Annotated in this window: 9 protein-coding genes; all 9 read right to left on the bottom strand. The window is 75.9% G+C overall.

Features of this window, described 5'->3' with window-relative positions:
• Window positions 1-7 precede the first annotated feature (7 nt).
• The gene (locus OG295_RS07855; protein WP_371676231.1) at window positions 8-712 is read right to left on the bottom strand and encodes an EboA domain-containing protein; all 705 of its coding nucleotides are present in this window, start codon (window positions 710-712) and stop codon (window positions 8-10) included.
• Window positions 709-1,620 (bottom strand): sugar phosphate isomerase/epimerase family protein, encoded by a 912-nt coding sequence (locus OG295_RS07860; protein ID WP_371676232.1) that lies wholly within the window; start codon window positions 1,618-1,620, stop codon window positions 709-711. Before OG295_RS07860 ends, OG295_RS07855 begins: the two co-directional genes overlap by 4 nt.
• The gene (locus tag OG295_RS07865; protein WP_371676233.1) at window positions 1,617-2,579 is read right to left on the bottom strand and encodes an SCO3242 family prenyltransferase; all 963 of its coding nucleotides are present in this window, start codon (window positions 2,577-2,579) and stop codon (window positions 1,617-1,619) included. Before OG295_RS07865 ends, OG295_RS07860 begins: the two co-directional genes overlap by 4 nt.
• The gene (locus OG295_RS07870; protein WP_371676234.1) at window positions 2,576-3,787 is read right to left on the bottom strand and encodes an inositol-3-phosphate synthase; all 1,212 of its coding nucleotides are present in this window, start codon (window positions 3,785-3,787) and stop codon (window positions 2,576-2,578) included. The genes OG295_RS07865 and OG295_RS07870 overlap by 4 nt, the downstream gene beginning before the upstream one ends.
• Window positions 3,788-3,833: 46 nt before the next feature.
• Window positions 3,834-4,619, bottom strand: coding sequence for a Tat pathway signal sequence domain protein (locus OG295_RS07875; protein ID WP_371676235.1), 786 nt, complete (start codon window positions 4,617-4,619; stop codon window positions 3,834-3,836).
• Window positions 4,620-4,752: 133 nt separating this feature from the next.
• Window positions 4,753-6,174 (bottom strand): MFS transporter, encoded by a 1,422-nt coding sequence (locus tag OG295_RS07880; protein ID WP_371676236.1) that lies wholly within the window; start codon window positions 6,172-6,174, stop codon window positions 4,753-4,755.
• A complete protein-coding gene (locus OG295_RS07885; protein WP_371676237.1) occupies window positions 6,171-7,205 on the bottom strand; it encodes an ornithine carbamoyltransferase in 1,035 nt (344 codons plus the stop codon). The genes OG295_RS07880 and OG295_RS07885 overlap by 4 nt, the downstream gene beginning before the upstream one ends.
• A 4-nt stretch (window positions 7,206-7,209) precedes the next feature.
• Window positions 7,210-13,752 (bottom strand): amino acid adenylation domain-containing protein, encoded by a 6,543-nt coding sequence (locus tag OG295_RS07890; RefSeq protein ID WP_371676238.1) that lies wholly within the window; start codon window positions 13,750-13,752, stop codon window positions 7,210-7,212.
• Window positions 13,749-18,950 carry an amino acid adenylation domain-containing protein gene (locus tag OG295_RS07895; RefSeq protein ID WP_371676239.1) on the bottom strand — a complete coding sequence of 1,734 codons (5,202 nt, stop codon included), beginning with the start codon at window positions 18,948-18,950 and terminating at the stop codon, window positions 13,749-13,751. The genes OG295_RS07890 and OG295_RS07895 overlap by 4 nt, the downstream gene beginning before the upstream one ends.
• Window positions 18,951-19,006 lie beyond the last annotated feature (56 nt).

Here is a 19,006-nt window from a genome sequence, read left to right on the forward strand (position 1 = left end):
GGCGGGGTCAGTGGTCGAGGGTGGCTACGGTCCACAGGTCGGCCGGCACGGGGCGGTCGGCGGCGCGCCGCTCGGCGGCGAAGCCGTGCGCCATCCGCGCCAGTTCGGCGTCCCGGCGCTCGTGCAGTCCGGCGACCTTGGCCAGCGGTATCCCGGTGAACAGGCACTTGAGGACGGCCTGGCGCCAGCGGTACTGGTCGAGGTGGGCGCGGGCGTAGGGGCCCAGCGCGGCCGCGATGAGCCGGTTGTCGTTGGTCCGTACGGCGTCGTCGGTGAGGTGCACCGCGCGGTCGCCGAGCGGGAGGAAGGGCAGGGCGCGCAGTACGCCGCGGCGCTCGGCGGCGTCCCCGTGGGCGTAGCGTTCGCCGGCCTCGCGGGCGAGGGCGGCGCCGGAGGTGCCGTGGCGGGTCAGGGCGAGCAGGAGGACGGCGCGGACGGCGTCCTCGACGGCCCAGTCGGCCCAGCCGGGCAGGGGGCCGCGGCCGTAGTCGCGTCCGGCGGCGGGGAAGCGGCGGTCCAGGGCGGCGGGGCCCTCGGCGGCCACGGCGGCGGTGTCGGCGACGAGTCCGGCCCGGTGCTCCTGGTCGAGGACGGAGCGCAGGGACTCCTCCAGGGTGCGCAGGGTCAGCGCGTCGTGGACGGCGTGGTCGGCGTGGTCGGCGGCGGGGGCGGGTGCCACCGGGACGGGCGGGGCGAGGGTGGGGGCGGTCATGCCGGTACGGCCTCCTTCGACGGCTCTTGCTGCGGACGGGTGTCGCGGGACGCCTGACGGGCGGCCGCCTCGCGCAGGAACGCGATGCTGTGGCGGGCGGTCTCGGCGCCGGCGTGACTGTGGCGCGGGAGTTCGACGGAGACGAGACCCCGGTAGCCGACGTCGGCGAGGGCGCCGAGCACGGGCGGGAAGTCGATCTCCCCCTCCCCGAAGGGCAGGTGTTCGTGGGTGCCCCGGCGCATGTCCTCGATCTGGACGTGGGCCAGGCGGTCGGCGGCCAGTGCCACGCAGTCGGCCACGGGGTAGGGCTCCAGGCAGCGGCAGTGGCCGATGTCCAGGGTGAGCCGGAAGCGGTCCGGGCGGCCGAGGTCGGCCAGCAGCCTGCGGTAGCCGGCGAGGTCGGCGACGAGCATGCCGGGCTCCGGTTCGAAGGCGAGGTCGATGCCCGCGGCCTCGGCGTGGCCGACGGTCTCGGCGCAGCCGTCGACCAGCCGCTGCCAGGCCTGTTCGCGGGTGGTGTCCGGGTCGGGGGTGCCGCTCCAGAAGTGGACGGCGCCGGCACCCAGTTCCACGCCGATGCCGACGGCCCGGCGCATCAGGTCCAGGCGCAGCCGACGGCCCTCGGGTTCGGCGGAGAGCAGCGTCGGGCGGTGCTTGCGGCGCGGGTCGAGGAGGTAGCGGGCGCCGGTCTCCACGACGACGGCGAGACCGGTGGCGTCCAGGGCGCGCCGGACCTCGTCGACGCGCGCGGCGAGACCGGGTGCGTACGGGTCCAGGTGCTGGTGGTCGAGGGTGAGCGCGACGCCCTCGTAGCCCAGGTCGGCGAGGAGGCGCAGCGCGTCGCCCAGACGGTGGTCGGCGAGGCCGTTGGTGCCGTAGGAGAACCGCGGTCCGGTCGGGGTGCTCATGTGGAGGACACCCTCCGGGAGAGGCGGCGGACCAGCGGCAGGGCCGCGGCGAGCGGTACGGCGACGCGCGGCGCACCGGCCCGGGCGGCCAGGGCGGCCTGGAGGGGCAGCAGGGCGTGGATGCCGGTTCCGACGGCCCGGCGCACGCGGGGGGCGGCGGGGTCGCGCAGGACGCGGGTGAGGGCGGGTCCGAAGCTGGTGGCGTACAGGGCGAGGGCGGCCGCCTGGGCGGGTCCGGTGCCGCGGTGCGCGGTGCCGGCGGCCGCGGCCGCCGCGGCGGCGAGGGTCAGGGCCGCCTCGCGGGGCGGGGCGCCGTCGACCTCGTGGCGGCTGAGCCGGGTCAGGCCCAGGGTGTGGACCGCCACGGCGGCGGCCGGGACGAGGGCGGGGCGGACCGGGGCGGGCCCGGTGCCGTGGAGGACGTCCAGGGCGCGCGCGGTGGCCATCACGGCGGGGCCGAGGGGGGTGGCCTTGGCGCCGAGGTCGTAGGCCCACACGGCAGCGGCCAGCGGCAGGGTGCGGCGCAGGGCGGTGCGCGGGCCACCGGCCAGAGCGGCGATGCCGAGACCGGCCGCGGTCAGCCCGGCGGCGGTGGCCAGGGCGGCCTCGGGGCGGATCCGGCCGGACGGCAGCGGGCGTTCGGGCCGCTCCACGGCGTCGAGCTCGCGGTCGGCCCAGTCGTTGAGGGCCATGCCCGCCCAGTAGAGGCAGACGGAGGAGGCGGCGAGGCCGAGGGTGCGGGGGCCGGTGCCGCGTCCGGCGGCGAGGGCGCCGGCCAGGACGTCGCCGGGCACGGTGATCGCGGCGGGCGCCCGGACCAGCTCGGCGTAGGCGCGCAGGGTGCGCCGGGCGCGGAAGGCGCGGCCCGGGAACGGCGGCAGCCGCAGGGGTCCGCTCCCGCCGGCGGGGCCGGCGGTCCCGGGGCGGGCGTCGTGCCCCGGGACGGTGGCGGTGGTCACGGCCGGGCCCCCGTCAGCGGATCGGCGCCCGTCACGGTGGACGCCGGGGCGGGGTTCGCGGCCCAGGCGGTGAGGGCCTCGTACTGGAGGGTGAGGTTGTGCTCGGTGGAGCCGGCCGGGTCCTTGAAGAAGAACCCGAGGGCGGCCAGGGCCCCGGACTCGCCGCGCCGCCCGGCCAGCGCGGCCAGCCGTACGAGGTCCAGGACCAGCGGGGCGGCCAGCGCGGAGTCGCAGCCCTGCCAGGTGAACTGCATGGTCATCCGGACGCCGAGGAAGCCTTCGAAGGAGATGTGGTCCCAGGCGGTCTTCCACTCCCCCATCTCGGGGACGTTGTCGATGTGCGTCTGGCCCTGGACCGCGTGGCCGACGGTCTCCTCCAGGCTGCGCTGCTTCGACTCGGTCTTGGATCGGGCCGCCGCCGGGTCGGCGAGGGTCGCGCCGTCGCCGCCGCCCAGCAGGTTGGTGCCGGACCAGGACCGCAGGCGCAGGGCGCGCTGGGTGAACATCGGGGCGAGGGCGCTCTTGACGAGGGTCTCGCCGGTCTTGCCGTCGCGGCCGGCGTGCGGGACCCCGCGCAGCCGGGCCAGTTCCTCCAGGGCGGGCAGGGCGGCGCCCGCCGACGGGGTGAAGTTGACGTAGGAGCAGCCCGCGGTGAAGGCCGCGTAGGCGTAGAGGGAGCTCGCCGGCAGGGTGACGGAGCCGGCCGTGAGGGCGGCCTCCAGGGAGGCCAGGCTCAGGAAGGCGGGGTCGGGTTCGGGCATCGGCTCCGTGGAGGAGACGTTGACGACGACCACCTGCTCCAGGCCGTGCCGGTCGCGGAAGGCCGCCATGTCCTCGGCGAGGCGGGCGGCGGTGTCGGACTGCGACTCGCCGGGACGGGCGGAACCGTCGCGGATCTCCAGCTCGGCGGCGGCCAGCGGGGTGTCCAGGGCCTTGAGGACGGCGAAGGGCAGGACGCCCGCCCCGGCGAGTTGGCCGGCCCTCGCCGACAGGGGGGTGTCGACGACGTCGTGGCCGCCGAACACCAGGTCGGCGAGGGCCGGCAGAGGTGCGTCACGGAACGGGGGTGTTTCGGTGACGCACCCGACGGGGGAGGCGGCACCCGCGACGATGGCGGCGGCGCCGGCGATGGCGGCCGTGGCGACCGAGCCTCGCGCGCCGACCATCCAGACGCCGATTCGGGGTGAAGATCCGGTCGTGTCTCGCATGGTGTGCCAATCCTCCTGAGTCGTGTGGAGCGGGGGTACAGCCGGACTACTTGCCGAGGTCGACCGGGTAGGGCCAGACGTCGAAGGCCTTGGTGACCTTCTCGTCGGAGCGGCACAGCCACTTGTCGGTGACGTGGCGGACCACGTGCCTGGGCAGGTGCTTGTTGTCGTTGGCGTCGTTCACCGGCTTGGCGATGGACTGGAGTTCCCAGGCAGCGCCCGCGAGGCGGTTGATGTGCGCCCAGAACCGGCGGTCGATGCCGAGCAGCTGGAAGGACTGCAGGTAGGCGTGCCAGCGGTGGTAGGCGTGGGTGGCCTCCGGCGGCGTGTAGTTCATCATGTGGACCTTGTTGCCGGCCGGGCGGCGCGGGTCGAACAGGGTGCCCTGGCCGAACTCCTGGAAGGCGAAGACCAGTCCCTTGGGGTCGTGGCCGTACCACTTGTCGTAGACCTTCTTCTGCTCGCGGGAGAGCAGCTCGAAGTGGGCCTTGTTGGGCTGGATGAGCTCCATCCAACTGCGCGGGTAGCGGCCGCCCTGGCGGGTGGCGAGCCAGGCGTCGTAGGACTTGGTGAAGCCGCCGAAGGGCGCCGTGATGGCCGCGACCGCGGCCTTCATCCCGTCCGACGGCGTGTAGTAGGACATCTCGTCGTACTCGTACCAGAACTCGCTCGCCCAGCGGTCGCCGACCAGGCCCTCGACCTTGGGCAGCTGCGGGCGGCGGCCGTGGGCGGCCGCCGGGCCCGCGCCGAGGACGGTGACCGCGGCCGCGGCGCCTGCGGCGCCCAGGGCGGTCCGCAGGACGCTCCTGCGGTCCATGGAGTTGAGCGGCATGGTCGTGCTCCTTCTGGCTCTGTCTCGGATGCGGACGGATCATCGGGGGGTGCGATGGGTTTACTCTCCCGGGCCCCGCCATACCTGCCCTATATCGCTGTTCGCGCAGGTCACAGGCGGGGCCCGGAGGTGGCTACGCGAGCTCCGGGGAGGCCTTCTCCAGGGGGTTGCGGCGCAGGGACGGCGACAGCAGCGCGACGAGCGCGGTGACGCCCATGGCGACGCTGAGGCCCAGCACGGTACGGGTGGGGCCGAAGGCCTCCAGGGCGAAGCCGGCGGCCACGGGACCGGCCGCCATGGCGCCGCCGCCGACGAGCATGGCGAGGGAGTTGGCCCTGCCGCGCATCCGGTCGGGGGCGACGCGGACCATGAACACCCCGCCCGCGACGTTGAACACGCCGCCGACGTAGCCGCTGGCGGCGAACAGCGCGCCCAGGGCGTAGGGGTCGCGCAGGAACGCGACGGGGACCATGAGGGCGGTCCAGACGGCCAGCCCGCCGAGCACCAGGGTGCGCAGGGAGAAGCGGGTGGCCCACCAGCCGCCGGTGATGGCGCCGACGAGTCCGCCGGCCCCGCTGAGGGAGAGCACGACGCCGATCTGGAACTGGGAGCCGTGGTTCTCCTGGATGCCGGTCATGACCGCGAGGTTGAGGCCCTGGAACAGCACGTTGGAGACGGCCACGGCGGCCATCACGGCCCGCAGGAAGCGCTGGCGCCACATCCAGACGAGCCCCTCCTTGATCTCCCGCACCAGATCGGGCCGGGGCCCGGTGCGCTCGGCCTGGAGCTTGCCCCGTACTCCGAAGAGCAGGACGACGGAGGCGAGTTGGCCGACGAGGGCGGCCACGTACGGGAAGGAGGAGCCCAGGGCGACGAGGCCGCTGCCGAGCGGCTGCCCGGCGATGGCGGCGCCGCGGGTCCGGGCCTCGTTGCCGGTGAGGGCGGCGGGGAGCTGCTCCGTGGGGACCACGGCGGGGACCGCGGCCCGCTCGGCGAGCTGGTGCAGCACCCCGAGGGTGCCCTCGGTGAAGGCCGCCGCGAGCAGGGCCCAGAGCCACACGTGCCCGCTGAGCAGCAGGGCGGCGACGGCCCCGGCGACCAGCGCCTGCCCGAGGCCCGCGCCGATCATGATCCGGCGCCGGTCCCAGCGGTCCACGAGGGCGCCGCCGGGGAGCTGGACGAGGAGCTGGGGCAGGAGGAGGGCGGTGCCGACCAGGCCGGCGTCACCGGGCGAACCGGTGATCCACAGGACGGTGAGCGGGTAGGCGACGGCGGTCGCCCGGCCGGCGAGGAGCGAGAGTCCGGCGCCGCCCCACAGCAGCCCGAAGTCGCGGTTGCGGCGCAGCGGAACGGCTGCCGACGGGGCCTCGCCGTGCTCCGGGGCCGGGGCCGCCTCCCCGCTCCCGGACCGGGCCCCGGGCTCGGCCCGGCCCGTGGGCCGGGGCTCCGTCCCCGGGTCGGTCCGGGGCTGCGGGGCCTCTCCCGCCGGGGCGGCGGCCGCCAGCTCCCACGGGAGGACCGCCGGGTCCGTCACCGTCTTCGGCGGCGGGGTCACCGTACGGCCGTCGCGAGGTGCGCGTCGTCCAGGTCCGCGGCGAAGCGGGGGCCGGTGGCGTCGCCGTCCGCCGGACCGGAGTGGGTGTACTCCAGTACGGCCATGGCGCTGTGCATCTTGTTGGTGGCCTGGGCGAAGGCGATGCTCGTCGGACCGTCCAGCACCTCCGCGGTGACCTCCTCGCCCCGGTGCGCGGGCAGGTCGTGCATGAACACGGCGCGCGGGCTGGTCTCCCACAGACCGGAGGTGACCTGGAACGGGGCGAAGATCTCGCGCCAGTTCGCGTCCGGCTTCTGCGTGCCCGTCGTCTGCCAGCGGGTCGTGTAGACGACGTCGAAGCCCTCGGGCAGCACGTCCATGTCGTGCCGTTCGACGAGCACCGCCCCGCTGCGCGCGGCCCGGGCGCGGGCCCGCTCGGCGATGGAGGGCAGCAGCCCGTAGCCGGGCGGCGTGCGCAGCTCGAAGTGCACGTTCGGGAACCGGGTCAGGGCCAGGGCCAGTGCGGCGGCGGTGTTGTTGCCCTCGCCGACGTACAGGACGCGCAGTCCGTCGACGCGGCCGAAGTGGCGCAGCAGGGTGGTGAGGTCGGTGAGGGCCTGGGTGGGGTGCTCCTCGGCGCTCATCGCGTTGACCACGGCCATCCGGTCCTGGGCGGCCCAGCCGCGCAGTTCGGCCTCGGGGCCGGCGGTGCGGGCGACGAGGACGTCGAGCATGCCGGAGAGCACGCGTCCGGTGTCCTCGACGGACTCTCCGGTGTTGAGCTGGAGGTCGCCGGGGCCGTACGCCACGATCCGGGCGCCCACGCGCAGGGCCCCGGAGGAGAAGGCGGTGCGGGTGCGGGTGGAGGTCTTGGCGAAGTAGACGCCGGCGACCAGGCCTTCCAGGGCACGGGAGCGGGTGACGGTGCCCGCCGAGAACTCGGCGCCGCGGGCGACGATCCGGTGCAGGTCCCGGTCGGTGAGGTCGTCGATGGAGATGAGGTGGCGCGCCGGGCGGCGGCCGCCGGGGTCGTTCGTGTGCTGCGGGTCCATCGGATCAGCCCTTCTCGGGGTGGTCTGCGCCGGTGTGGGGAGCGGCGGCTTCGAGTGCGGCGGCGGTCCGCGCGACCGTGTGGTTGCGCAGCGCGGTGGCGAGGTCGAGGGTGAGCCCGTGCCGGCGGGCGGCGACGAGCAGCGGGGCGACGAGCAGCGAGTCGCCGCCGAGGTCGCGGAAGTCGTCGTGGACGCCGACCTGTTCGAGGCCGAGGACCTCGGACCAGACCTCGGCGAGCACCTTCTCCAGGTCGGTGCGCGGGGCGGTGTACGGCAGGGGCGTCGCGGTGGCCCGGCGCGAGGCCAGGGCGGCCTTGTCCCGCTTGCCGTTCGCGGTCAGCGGGAGCCGGTCGACGACGGTGACGGCGGCGGGGATGGCGGCGGCGGGCAGGACCGCCCGCAGCCGGTCGCGCAGGGCGGGGACCTCGACGGAATGCCCGTCGGCCGGGACCACCCAGGCGGCGAGCCGCTTGCCGCCGTCGGCCGCGTCCACGGGGGTGACGAGCGCCTCGCGGACGGCCGGGTCGGCGGTCAGGGCGGCCTCGGCCTCGCCGGGCTCGACGCGGTGGCCGCGCACCTTGACCTGCTCGTCGGCGCGGCCGGTGAACTCCAGCACTCCCCCGGGCAGGATGCGGGCGAGGTCCCCGGTGCGGTAGATGCGGGTGCCGGGGAGGCCGTACGGGTCGGGCAGGAACGACGCGGCGGTCAGGGCGGGCGCCCCGGCGTATCCGCGGGCGAGTCCCTCGCCGCCGAGCCAGACCTCGCCGGTGATCCCGTCGGGCACGGGCCGCAGCCGGTCGTCGAGGATCCGCAGCAGCACCCCGGGCAGCTGGGAGCCGAGCGGGACCAGGGTGCGCCGGGTGTTGGGGCGTACGTGGCCGAAGGTCGCGGCGACGGTGGCCTCGGTGGGACCGTACTCGGCGCCGAGCAGCATCCGCCCGCCGGCCGCGGCGATGCGGGCGGCGACCCGTTCCGCCTGCGCGGTGGGGTAGGCGTCGCCGGCGCAGACCGCGATCGCGGCGAGGCCGCCGAGCTCGGAGTCGCTCAGCTGCGCCTCCAGGAGCTGGAGGTGGCCGGGCGTGAGGCCGACGAAGGCGTACGGGGCCCCGGCCATCAGCAGCGGGCCGAACTCCCCCGGCTGCCAGTCCTGCGGCAGCAGGCGCACCGGCTGCCCCGTCATCAGCGGCGCGTACAGGGCGGGCAGGCCCAGGTCGAAGCCCACCGAGGTGAACCAGGGGGCGCCGCCGGAGCCGGTCTCGGCGTAGGCCCGTACGGCCCAGTCGAGGTAGTGGGCGAGCGAGCGGTGGCTGATCTCGACGCCCTTGGGGGTGCCGGTGGAGCCGGAGGTGTACAGGACGTAGGCGAGCCGGTCGGGGTCCAGGTCCAGCCCCAGCGGGCCGTCGTCGCCCTCCTGGGAGACCTCTTCGGCGAGCAGGATCCGCCCGGCGCCGGTCGTCCCGGCGAACCGGTCGGCGTACGCGCCCTGGGTGAGCGCCAGGTCGAAGCCGAGCGCGGACAGCCGGGCGGCCGGGGTGCAGGGGTCGACCGGCAGCTGCGCCGCACCGGCCTTCCACACGCCGAGCAGGGCGGCGACCAGCTCCGGCCCGCGGTCCAGCAGGACGGCCACCCGGGTCTCGGGGCCGGCGCCGAGCGCGCGCAGGCGGCGGGCGATCCGGTTGGCCCGTGCGTCCAGTTCCGCGTACGAGGTGCCGGAGCCGTCCGGGGTGCCCGCGCCGGTGAGGGCGGTGGCCCACGGGGTGCGCGCGGCCTGCGCCTCGAAGCCGGCGAGGGCTTCGACGGGGGTCTCGGGGTGCGGGAGGGCGGGCGCGGCGAGGCGGTAGTGCTCCTGGTGGTTGGGGAAGCCGCCGCGGGCGTCGCCTCCGGCCCCGGTGCGGGCCATGTCGGTGAGGACCGCCTTGTAGAGGGCGGCGAGGCGCTCGGCGTTGGCCTTGGCGAGGGTCCGGGTGCGGGAGGCGATCGAGAGGTGGCCGCGCACCGGCGTGCCGACGACGAGCGGGAACTCGTTGGGGCTGTCGTCGCGGCTGGCCATGATGTCGATGAGCTCGACGTCGACCTGGTGGAAGTCCAGGTAGTGGAAGAGCACGTCGATCAGGTGGCTCTCGCCGCCGGCCACCCGCATGGCGGGCATCGGGTAGCGGCGGTGGGGCCACAGTTCGACCTCGCGGGCGAAGACCTCCCGGGCGAGCTCGCCCCAGGTCGCGGCGCCCTTGCGGTAGGGGAAGGGCACCGAGTTGAGGTACATGCCGGAGACCCGTTCGGCGCCGGCCTCCTCGGGGCGGGCGTCGGCGACCATGCCGCCGCGGAAGCTCCCGGCCCGGGTGAGCATCGCCAGGACCTTGCTGTGCGCGGCGTGCAGGACGCTCTTGTACGGGACCTCCGCGGCGGAGGCGAGGGCCCGCAGGCCCGGCTCCACGTCGCCGAGTTCGAGGTCGATGCGGTAGCGCTCGTCCGCGCCGCGCGGGTCGCCGGCCCAGCCGGTGGGGATGGTGAACTTCTCGTGGCCGTCGACGAGTCCGCGCCAGTAGTCGCGGTCCTCGGCGGACTCCAGGGAGCGCAGTTCGCCGGCGATGAAGTCGGCGTAGCGGACGGCCGGGACGGGCGGCGCCGGGTCGGGCTCGCCGCCGGTGCGGATCGCCCGGTAGGCGCGCAGCAGTTCCATCAGCTGGGAGTGGTAGCTCCAGCCCTCGATGACCGGGTGGCACTCGGTGATGGACAGCCACCAGCTCTCGTCGTCGACGAGGTGGACGGCCATCCGCATGAGCGGGGCCGCGGTGAGGTCGAAGAGCTCCTCGCGGTCGCGGTCGGCGAAGGACCACAGGGTGGACTCGCGCTCCTCGCGCGGCAGGTGGCGCAGGTCCTCGAAGAGGCAGGGCATCGATACGGAGCCGGCCTCGTGCACCAGCTGGAGGGGTTCGCTGTAGCCCGAGAGGGCGAAGGAGGTCCGCATCACCTCGTGGCGCTCGACGATCAGGTCCGCGGCCCGCTGGAACACCGCCGGGTCGAAGGGGAGTTCGTCGCGGATCCGGAAGGAGGTGATGTTGTGGTAGCGGTTCTCGCCGCTGCGGCCGTGCATCTCGACGAGCATGCCCGCCTGGATCCGGGAGACCGGGTAGGCGTCGGTGACGCCCTGCGGCAGGGTGATCCGGTCCTCTTCGCCGATCAGGGCGAAGGGTGCGACGGGGCCGTCGGCCCGCTCGGCGGAGCCGTCGCCGGCCTGGTCGCCGAGGGCGGCGCGCAGTTTGGCGACCGTTCGGTGCTCGAAGACGTCGCGGACGCTGGTCTCCCAGCCGGCCTCGCGCAGGGCACCGACGAGGGAGACGGCGCGGATGGAGTCCCCGCCGAGGTCGAAGTAGTTGTCGTGGACACCGACGGTCTCCAGGCCGAGGACCTCGGCCCAGACGGCGGCGATGGAGGCTTCGGCGGCGTCGCGCGCCTCGACGTGTTCGCCGACGGTGGTGGCCTCGCGGCCGGGGGCGGGCAGGGCGCGGCGGTCCAGCTTGCCGTTGGCGGTCAGCGGGAGCGCGTCCAGGCGCAGGTAGGCGGAGGGGACCATGTAGGCGGGCAGGGCCTCGCCGAGCGCGTCGCGCAGGGCCGCGGGGGCGAGGTCCGCGTCGGCGGCGCCGGGCGCGGGGACCAGGTAGGCGACGAGCTGCTTGTCGCCGGGGGTGTCCTCACGGACCAGGGCGACGGCCTCGGCCACGGCGGGCAGCGCGGTGAGCGCGGTCTCGATCTCGCCGAGTTCGATGCGGTAGCCGCGCAGTTTGACCTGGTGGTCGATGCGGGCGACGAAGTCGAGGCTGCCGTCGGGCAGGACCCGGGCGAGGTCTCCGGTGCGGTAGATGCGGGCGCCGGGGGCGCCGTAGGGGTCGGGCAGGAAGCGTTCGGCGGTCAGGTCGGGGCGGCCGGCGTAGCCGCGGGCCAGTCCGGTGCCGCCGATCCACACCTCGCCGGGGACGCCCAGGGGCAGCGGGCGCAGCCGCTCGTCGAGCACGTACATGGTGGTGTTGGGGACGGCCCGGCCGATGGAGACGAGCTCGGTGGTGACCGGGCCGTGGGCGGTGCCGTCGGCCGGCAGGAAGTGGGCGGAGTTGCCGACGGTGATCTCGGTGGGTCCGTACTCGGCGGCGAGGCGGGTGCCCCCGGGTCCCGCGGCGGCGGCCCAGCGTTCGGCGAGGCGGTGGGTGAAGGAGTCGCCGGCGGCGATGACCAGCCCGGCCAGGTCGCGGATCTGCCCGTCGGTGAGCTGCTGCGAGAGCAGGTCGAGGTGGCCCGGGGTGAGCTTGATGAAGGCGTACGGTCCACCGTCGGCCAGCAGGGTGCCGAGGTCGGCGGTGTCGAAGTCCTGCGGGAGCAGGTGGACGGCCTGGCCGGTCATCAGGGGGGCGTACAGGTCGGGGACGCCGAGGTCGAAGGCGACGGAGGAGAACAGTGGGGCGCCGCCGGTGCCGGCCGTGGCGTAGGCGCCGGCGGTCCAGGTGAGGTAGTTGGCCAGGCCGCGGTGGCCGATGAGGACGCCCTTGGGCTTGCCGGTGGAGCCGGAGGTGTAGATGACGTAGGCGAGCTGGTCGAGGTCGTACGCGGTGGGCAGTTCGGCCTCGGCGGCGGCCAGGGCGGCCCGCTCGGCCGGGTCGTCGACGACGACGAGGCCGGGGCCGTCGAAGCGGCCGGCGTGGCGGGCCTGGGTGATCACGAGGCGGGTGGCGGTGTCGCCGAGCATGAAGGCGATGCGCTCGTCGGGGTAACCCGGGTCGATCGGCACGTAGGCGGCGGCGGCGCGCCAGATGCCGAGGAGGGCGGCGACGAGGTCGGGGCCCCGGTCGAGCAGGACGCCGACGGTGTCGTCGGGGCGGACTCCGAGCTGGACCAGGCGGCGGGCGAACCGGTCGGCGCGGGCGTCGAGTTCGGCGTAGGTGAGCTCGCCGGAGGCGTGCCGGACGGCGACCGCGCCGGGGGTGGCCTCGATCCGGTCGGCGATGGTCTCGAAGACGGGCCGCAGGGCGGCGGCGTCCACGGGGGCGCCGACCGGTTCGGCCGGGCCGTCGAGCAGGAGGGCGCGCTCGGCGGCGCCGAGGAAGTCGAGGGTGGACAGGGGGGCGCCGGGCCGTTCGGCGACGGCCGCGAGCAGGGCCGCGTAGTGGCCGGTGATCCGCTCGGCGGTGGCGGCCTCGAACAGGTCGGTGGAGTACTCCAGGGCACCGTGCAGGGAGCCGTCGGCGCGTTCGGACAGGTGCAGGGTGAGGTCGAAGCGGGCGATGCGGCCGCTGGCGGCGACCGGGGTGACGGTGAGGCCGGGCAGGTCGGGGCTGTCGGAGCCGTGGCCGGAGGCGAGGTCGAACATCACCTGGAAGAGCGGGGTGGTGGACAGGTCCCGTTCGGGTTCGAGTTCGTCGGCGATCCTGTCGAAGGGGGTGTCCTGGTGGTCGAAGGCGTCCAGGACGGTGGTGCGGTTGCCGGCGAGCAGCTCCCGGAAGGCCGGGTCGCCCTGCCAGCGGCCGCGCAGCACCAGGCTGTTGTAGGCGTAGCCGGCCATCTGCCGCAGTTCGGGGCGGGTGCGGCCCGAGACGGCGGTGCCGACGGCGACGTCCTGCTTGCCGGTGTAGCGGCCCAGCAGTGCCTGGTAGGCGCTGAGCAGGACCATGAAGAGGGTGGCGCCCTCCTGTTCGGCGAGGGCGCGCAGCCGGGCGGCGACCTCGGCGGGCACGTCGAACCCGGCGACGGCGCCGTCCCAGCCGCGGACGGAGGGGCGGGGCCGGTCGGTGGGCAGGCCGAGGGGTTCGGTGCCGGCGAGCTGTCCGCGCCACCAGTCGAGGGCGGCCTCGGCCGCGGGGCCGGACTGGCGGGCGTTCAGCCAGGCCGCGTAGTCGGCGTACTGGACGGGGGGTTCGGGCAGGACGCCGTCCAGCGGACCGGTGACGGTGCCGGCGGCCCGGTAGCAGGCGGCCAGGTCGGCCAGGATCAGCGGCCGGGTCAGGGCGTCGCAGGCGATGTGGTGCATGACGACGACCAGGACGTGGTCGTCGGCGGCGAGGCGCAGCAGGCGGACCCGCAGCGGGGCCTCTGCGGCCAGGTCGAACACCTCGCCGGCGCGGGCCTGTGCGAAGGCGGCCGCGGCGGCGTCGCGGTCGGCCGCGTCGATGCCGGTGACCTCGCTGACGGCGTAGTCGACGGGGCCGGCCGGGTCGACGACCTGCCGGGGCTCGCCGCCTTCGAGGAGGTAGCGGGTGCGCAGGATCTCGTGGCGGGCGGCCAGGGCGTCGAAGGAGCGGCGCAGGGCGCTCTCGTCGAGGGTGCCGCGCAGCCGGTGCGCGAGCGGCAGCAGGTATTCGGGGCTGTCCGGGTCGAGCTGGTGGAGGAACCACAGCTGGCGCTGGCCGGCGGAGAGCGCCAGCGGGGCCTCCCGGTCGGCGCGCGGGATCCCGGTGCGGGCGGGGCCGCGGCCCGCGGTGCGGCCCGCGCGTCCGGCGAGCCGTCGGCGCAGCAGTTCCGCCCGCAGCTCTTCCTGCGTGGGTGCGGTGGGTGCGGTCACGGCTGGTACTCCCTGTGGGCGATGGCGAGTTCGGCGTGGTCGAGGGTTTCGATCTCGGTGCGTACGGCTTCTTCGACGGCCGCGGCGAGGCCGGCGACGGTGGGGTGTTCGAAGACGGCGCGCAGGGGCATCTCGACGTCGAACTCCTCGTGGAGGCGGGCGATGACGCGGGCGGCGAGGACGGAGTTGCCGCCGATCCGGAAGAAGCCCTGGCGGGCGCCGATCCGGCGGGTGGTGCCGTCCTCCCCGGCGAGGACCTCGGCCCAGATCTCGGCGACGATCTCCTCGACCGGGCCCTCGGGCGCGGTGTAGGGCTCGTCGGAGAGGGCGGCGGCGAGGTCGGGGGCGGGCAGGGCCTTGACGTCCACCTTGTTGTGGCGGGTGAGCGGGATCCGCGGGACGGGCACCAGCAGCGCGGGGACCATGTAGTCCGGCAGGCGGCGGGCGCAGTGGTCCAGGAGTTCCCCGTCACCGGGCGGGTTGTCGCCGCGCGGGACCCAGTAGCCGATGAGCGCGGCCGTGGAACCGGTGCCGTGGACGACGACGGCGCACTGGGCGACCCCCGGGTGCTCGGCGAGGACGCCCTGCACCTCACCCGTCTCCACGCGGCGGCCGCGGATCTTGGCCTGGCCGTCGGCGCGGCCGGCGAACTCCAGGGTGCCGTCGGGCAGCATCCGGGCGCGGTCGCCGGTGCGGTAGAGGCGGGCACCGGGGGGCCCGTACGGGTCGGGGACGAAGGCGGCGGCGGTCAGGTCGGGGCGGCCGTGGTAGCCGCGCGCCAGTCCGGATCCGCCGACGCACAGTTCGCCGGTGGTGCCGTACGGAACGGGCTCCAGGTACTCGTCGAGGACCCGGGCCGTGACGTGCGGGTAGGCGCGGCCGACGGGGACGGAGGCGGCGGTGTCGTACGCGTCCCAGCGGGTGGCGGCGATGGTGGTCTCGGTGAGCCCGTACTCGTTGACGAAGCGCAGCAGACGGCGGGACAGGTCCCGGGCCAGGGCGGGCGGGCAGGGCTCGCCGCCGGTCTGGCCGACGAGGGGGCGCCGGCCCAGGCCCGCGTCGATCAGCATCTGCCAGTGCGGCGGCGCGACCTGGAGGTGGCTGACGCCGTGCTCCTCGATGAGCCGCAGCTGCGCGGCGTGGTCGGCGAGGTCCCGCTCCTGCGCCAGGACCACCCGGCCCCCGGCGACGAGCGGCATCAGCAGCTCGGTGCAGGAGATGTCGAAGGTGGGCTGGGCCAGGGCCAGCCAGGCGTCGTCGGGGCCCTGCCCGAAGTCCAGGTGGGCCTGGGAGGCGCGGAGCATGGCGAGCAGGGTGCGGTGCTCGACGGCCACGCCCTTGGGGCGCCCGGTGGAGCCGGAGGTGTACATGATGTACGCCAGCCGGGCCGCGTCGGCCGGGGCCCCGCCCGGGTGTGCGGTACGGGACCAGGCGTCGATCCCGTCGGCGGCCAGTGCGGGGTCGCTGCAGGCGGCGAGGGCGGCGGACGCACCGGTCGCGTTGCCCGCGGCGGCCGGGGCGCCGGCCCTGTCGGCCGGGGCGGCCGGGGCGCCGTCGAAGGCGGCGAGCCGCTCGTCGGTGTCGACGGCCAGCCAGGGCCCGTCGTGGTGGCCGCGCAGCCGGGCGGCGCCCGCCAGGTCGGAGACCAGGAGCCGGGCCCCGGCGTCGTCCAGGACGTAGCCGAGGCGTTCGACCGGCGCGGCCGCGTCGAGCGGCACCCAGGCGGCGCCGGCCTTCCAGACGCCGAGGTAGGCGGCGATCAGGTCGGGGGTGCGGCCGAGCATGACGGCGACCGTCGTCTCGGGACCGGCGCCCAGTTCGCCGAGCCGCCGGGCGAAGGCCTCGGCACGGCGCTCCAGTCGGGCGTAGGTCCAGCTCTCGCCGCCGCAGACGACGGCGGTCTCCTCGGGGTTGGCACGGGCGGTGGCGGAGATCACGGTGTGGACGAGGTCGTCGGCCGCACCGGCGGTGCCGGGCTCGGGGGCTCCGGGGCCGAGGGCGAGGACCTCCTCGCGCAGGGAGTCGGGCAGCAGCGCGGCCCGGTCCAGGCGCACCCACGGCTCGTCGACCAGGGACTCCAGCAGCCGCACCCAGCCGGCCGCGAAGCGCTCCACGGTGGCCGGGTCGAAGAGGGAGGTGGCGTACTCGACCAGGCCGAGCAGGGAGCCGTCGCCCTGGCGCTGGAGCACGAAGGTGAGGTCGGTACGGGCGCTGCGCCAGGCCCCGCGGAAGGCCTCGATGTCGCCCTCGGCGGCGGCCGTGCCGGTCCGGCCCTCCTCGTGGAGGTCGAACATGACCTGGTAGAGGGGGGTGCGGCCGGGGTCGCGGGCGTCGTCGAGCTCGGCGACGAGGCGGTCGAAGGGCAGGTCCTGGTGGGCGAAGGCGCTGCGGGCGGTGTCCCGGACCCGGATCAGCGCCTCCTCGAAGGTGGCGTCGGCCGGGGCGTCGCAGCGCATCACCAGCGTGTTCAGGAAGAAGCCGACGACGTCGGCGACCTCCGGCCGCTCCCGGCCGGCGACGGGCACGCCGACCGGCACGTCCCACTGGCCGGTGAGCCGGGCGACGAGCGTCCCGAAGACGGTCAGCAGGGTCTGCTGGAGGGTGGCCCCGTGGCCGCGCCCGAAGGCGGCGGCCCGGTCGGCGAGTGCGGCGGGGACGGTGAACACGTGGGCGGCGCCGACGCCGTCGCGGACGGCCGGACGGGCCCGGTCCGCGGGCAGGTCGGCGGGGACGGACCCCTCCAGGGCCCGCTTCCAGTGGGCCAGTTCCCCGGTCGCGGCGGATCCCGTCAGGCGGCGGCGCTGGTGGACGGCGTGGTCGGCGTACTGGACCGGCAGGGCGGGGAGCTCGGCGTCGGTGCCGTGGTGCGCGGCCTCGGCGAGGGCCAGCAGGTCGCGTTCCAGGACCACCGAGGACCAGCCGTCGCAGGCGATGTGGTGGATGGACAGGACCAGGTGGAGGGAGCCGGCGCCGCGGACGGTCAGGGCCCGCCAGACGGGCCCGTTCTCCAGGTCGAAGGGACGGCTGAACTCGTCCTCGATCAGGACGTTGCGTGCCTCGGCGGTCTCGGCGCGGGTGGCGCGCAGCTCGACGCGCGGGGTGGGGTCGGCGATCTGGACCGGCTCGGTGCCGCGCAGGACGTAGCGGGTGCGCAGGATCTCGTGGCGGACGGCGAGTGCGTGCAGGGCCGCCGCGACGGTGTCGTCGGCGTAGGCGGGCGGCAGGGTGATGAAGACGGGCGCGTTCCACTCGGCGCTGCCGGGGCGCATCCGGTCCATCAGCCACAGGCCCTGCTGGCCCGGCGAGAGCGGCAGTCCCGCTCCGCCGCGGGGCACGGGCCGGACGGCGTCGTCGGCGGTGGCCGGGGCGGCGTCCGGGGTGGCGGTGCCCGCGAGGGCGGGGGCGTCGGCCAGCAGGGCGGCCTGCGACTCGACGGTGGTGGCGGTGAACAGGGCGCGCAGCGGGACCGTGGTGCCGGAGGCGGCGGTCAGGGCCTGCGCCAGCCGGCTCAGCAGCAGGGAGGCCCCGCCGAGCTGGAAGAAGTCGTTGGTGGCGCCGATCCGGGCGGCGGGGATGTCCAGGAGGGCGGCCCACTGCTCGGCGACGACCCGCTCGGCCGGAGTGCGTACGGGGACGTGCGCGGTCTCCGCCTCGGCCGCCGCGGAGGCGGGCTCGGGCAGGGCCGAGCGGTCGATCTTGCCGTTGGCGGTGAGCGGGAAGTCGGCGACGGGCACGTACACGGACGGGATCAGCGGGTCGGGCAGGGAGCGGCGCAGGAAGGTGCGCAGTTCCTCGGGGCGCAGCCGCTCGCCGCGGGAGCGGACCCAGGCGACGAGGCGGTGTCCGCCGTCGCCGTCGGGGACCGCGGCGGCGACGGCGCCGCGCACCCACGGGTGGGCGGCCAGCGCGGCCTCGACCTCGCCGGTCTCGATGCGGACCCCGTTGACCTTGACCTGGTGGTCGAGGCGGCCGAGGTACTCCAGGGTGCCGTCGGCCTGCCAGCGGACCCGGTCGCCGGTGCGGTAGAGCCGCTCGCCGGGCGGGCCGTAGGGGTCGGGGACGAAGCGTTCGGCGGTCTGGTCGGGGCGGCCCTGGTAGCCGAGGGCGAGGCCGATGCCCCCGGCGTGCAGTTCGCCGGGGACGCCGACCGGGACGGGCCGGCCGGCCGGGTCGAGGACGAGGGCCCGCATGTGGGCGATGGGCCGGCCGATGGGGACCGCGCCGGTCTCCTGCGCGGGGTCCCAGCGGTGCTCGGTGATGTCGACGGAGGCTTCGGTGGGACCGTAGGTGTTCCAGATCTCGGCGCGCGGGGCCAGTTCGGCGAGGGCCCGGCAGAGTTCGGCGTGCAGCGGCTCGCCCGCGCTGAAGATCAGGCGCAGGGCGGTGGCGCGCTCCCAGCCGGACTGTTCGGCCAGGCGCCGGTAGACGGAGGGGACGCCCTGGAGGACGGTCACCTTGTGGTCGCCGACGGCGCGCAGCAGCGCGGCCGGGTCGCGTTCGGCGTCCTGGGGGGCCACGGCCACCGCTCCCCCGCTGATCAGCGGGGAGAAGAGCTCCAGGCCGGCCGCGTCGAAGCCGACGGTGGTTTTGAGCAGGAAGCGGTCGGCGGGGCCGAGCTTGTGCCGGTGGGCCAGCCAGCGCACCCGGTTGGCGATGCCGGCGTGCGGGACGAGGACGCCCTTGGGGCGGCCGGTGGAGCCGGAGGTGTGCAGGACGTACGCGGGCCGGGCCGGGTCGGGGGCGAGCGGGAAGCCGGCGGCCTCCGCGGCGGAGGCGGAGTCGGGGGCGTCGGCGACGTCCAGGACGGTGAGTCCGGCGGGCAGGCGGGCGGCTGTGCCGTGACCGGCGAGGACCACGGTGGCGCCGGCGTCCTGAAGGACCAGCGCGAGCCGGGCCTCGGGGTAGGTCGGGTCGAGCGGGACGTAGGCGCCGCCGGCGAACCAGACGCCGAGCAGCGCGGCGATCAGCTCGGGGCCGCGCGGCAGGCAGACGCCGACGAAGTCGCCGGGCGCCACTCCGCCGGCCCGCAGGGCGGCTGCGTAGCGGGCGGCGTGGTGCTCCAGGTCGGCGTAGGTCCAGTCGGCCCCCGTGGTGGCGAGGACGGCGGGGGCTTCGGGGGTGCGGGCGGCCTGGGCCCTGAACAGGCCGGGCAGCAGCAGACGGCCGGGGGCGGATCCCGACTGCGTACGGTCGTTCACGTTCTCTCCTTCATCGGGATCGGGGGTGGCGTCGGCCGCTTCCCGGGGCCGGGGCG

The sequence above is a fragment of the Streptomyces sp. NBC_01276 genome, from assembly GCF_041435355.1.
Taxonomy (GTDB): Bacteria; Actinomycetota; Actinomycetes; order Streptomycetales; family Streptomycetaceae; genus Streptomyces.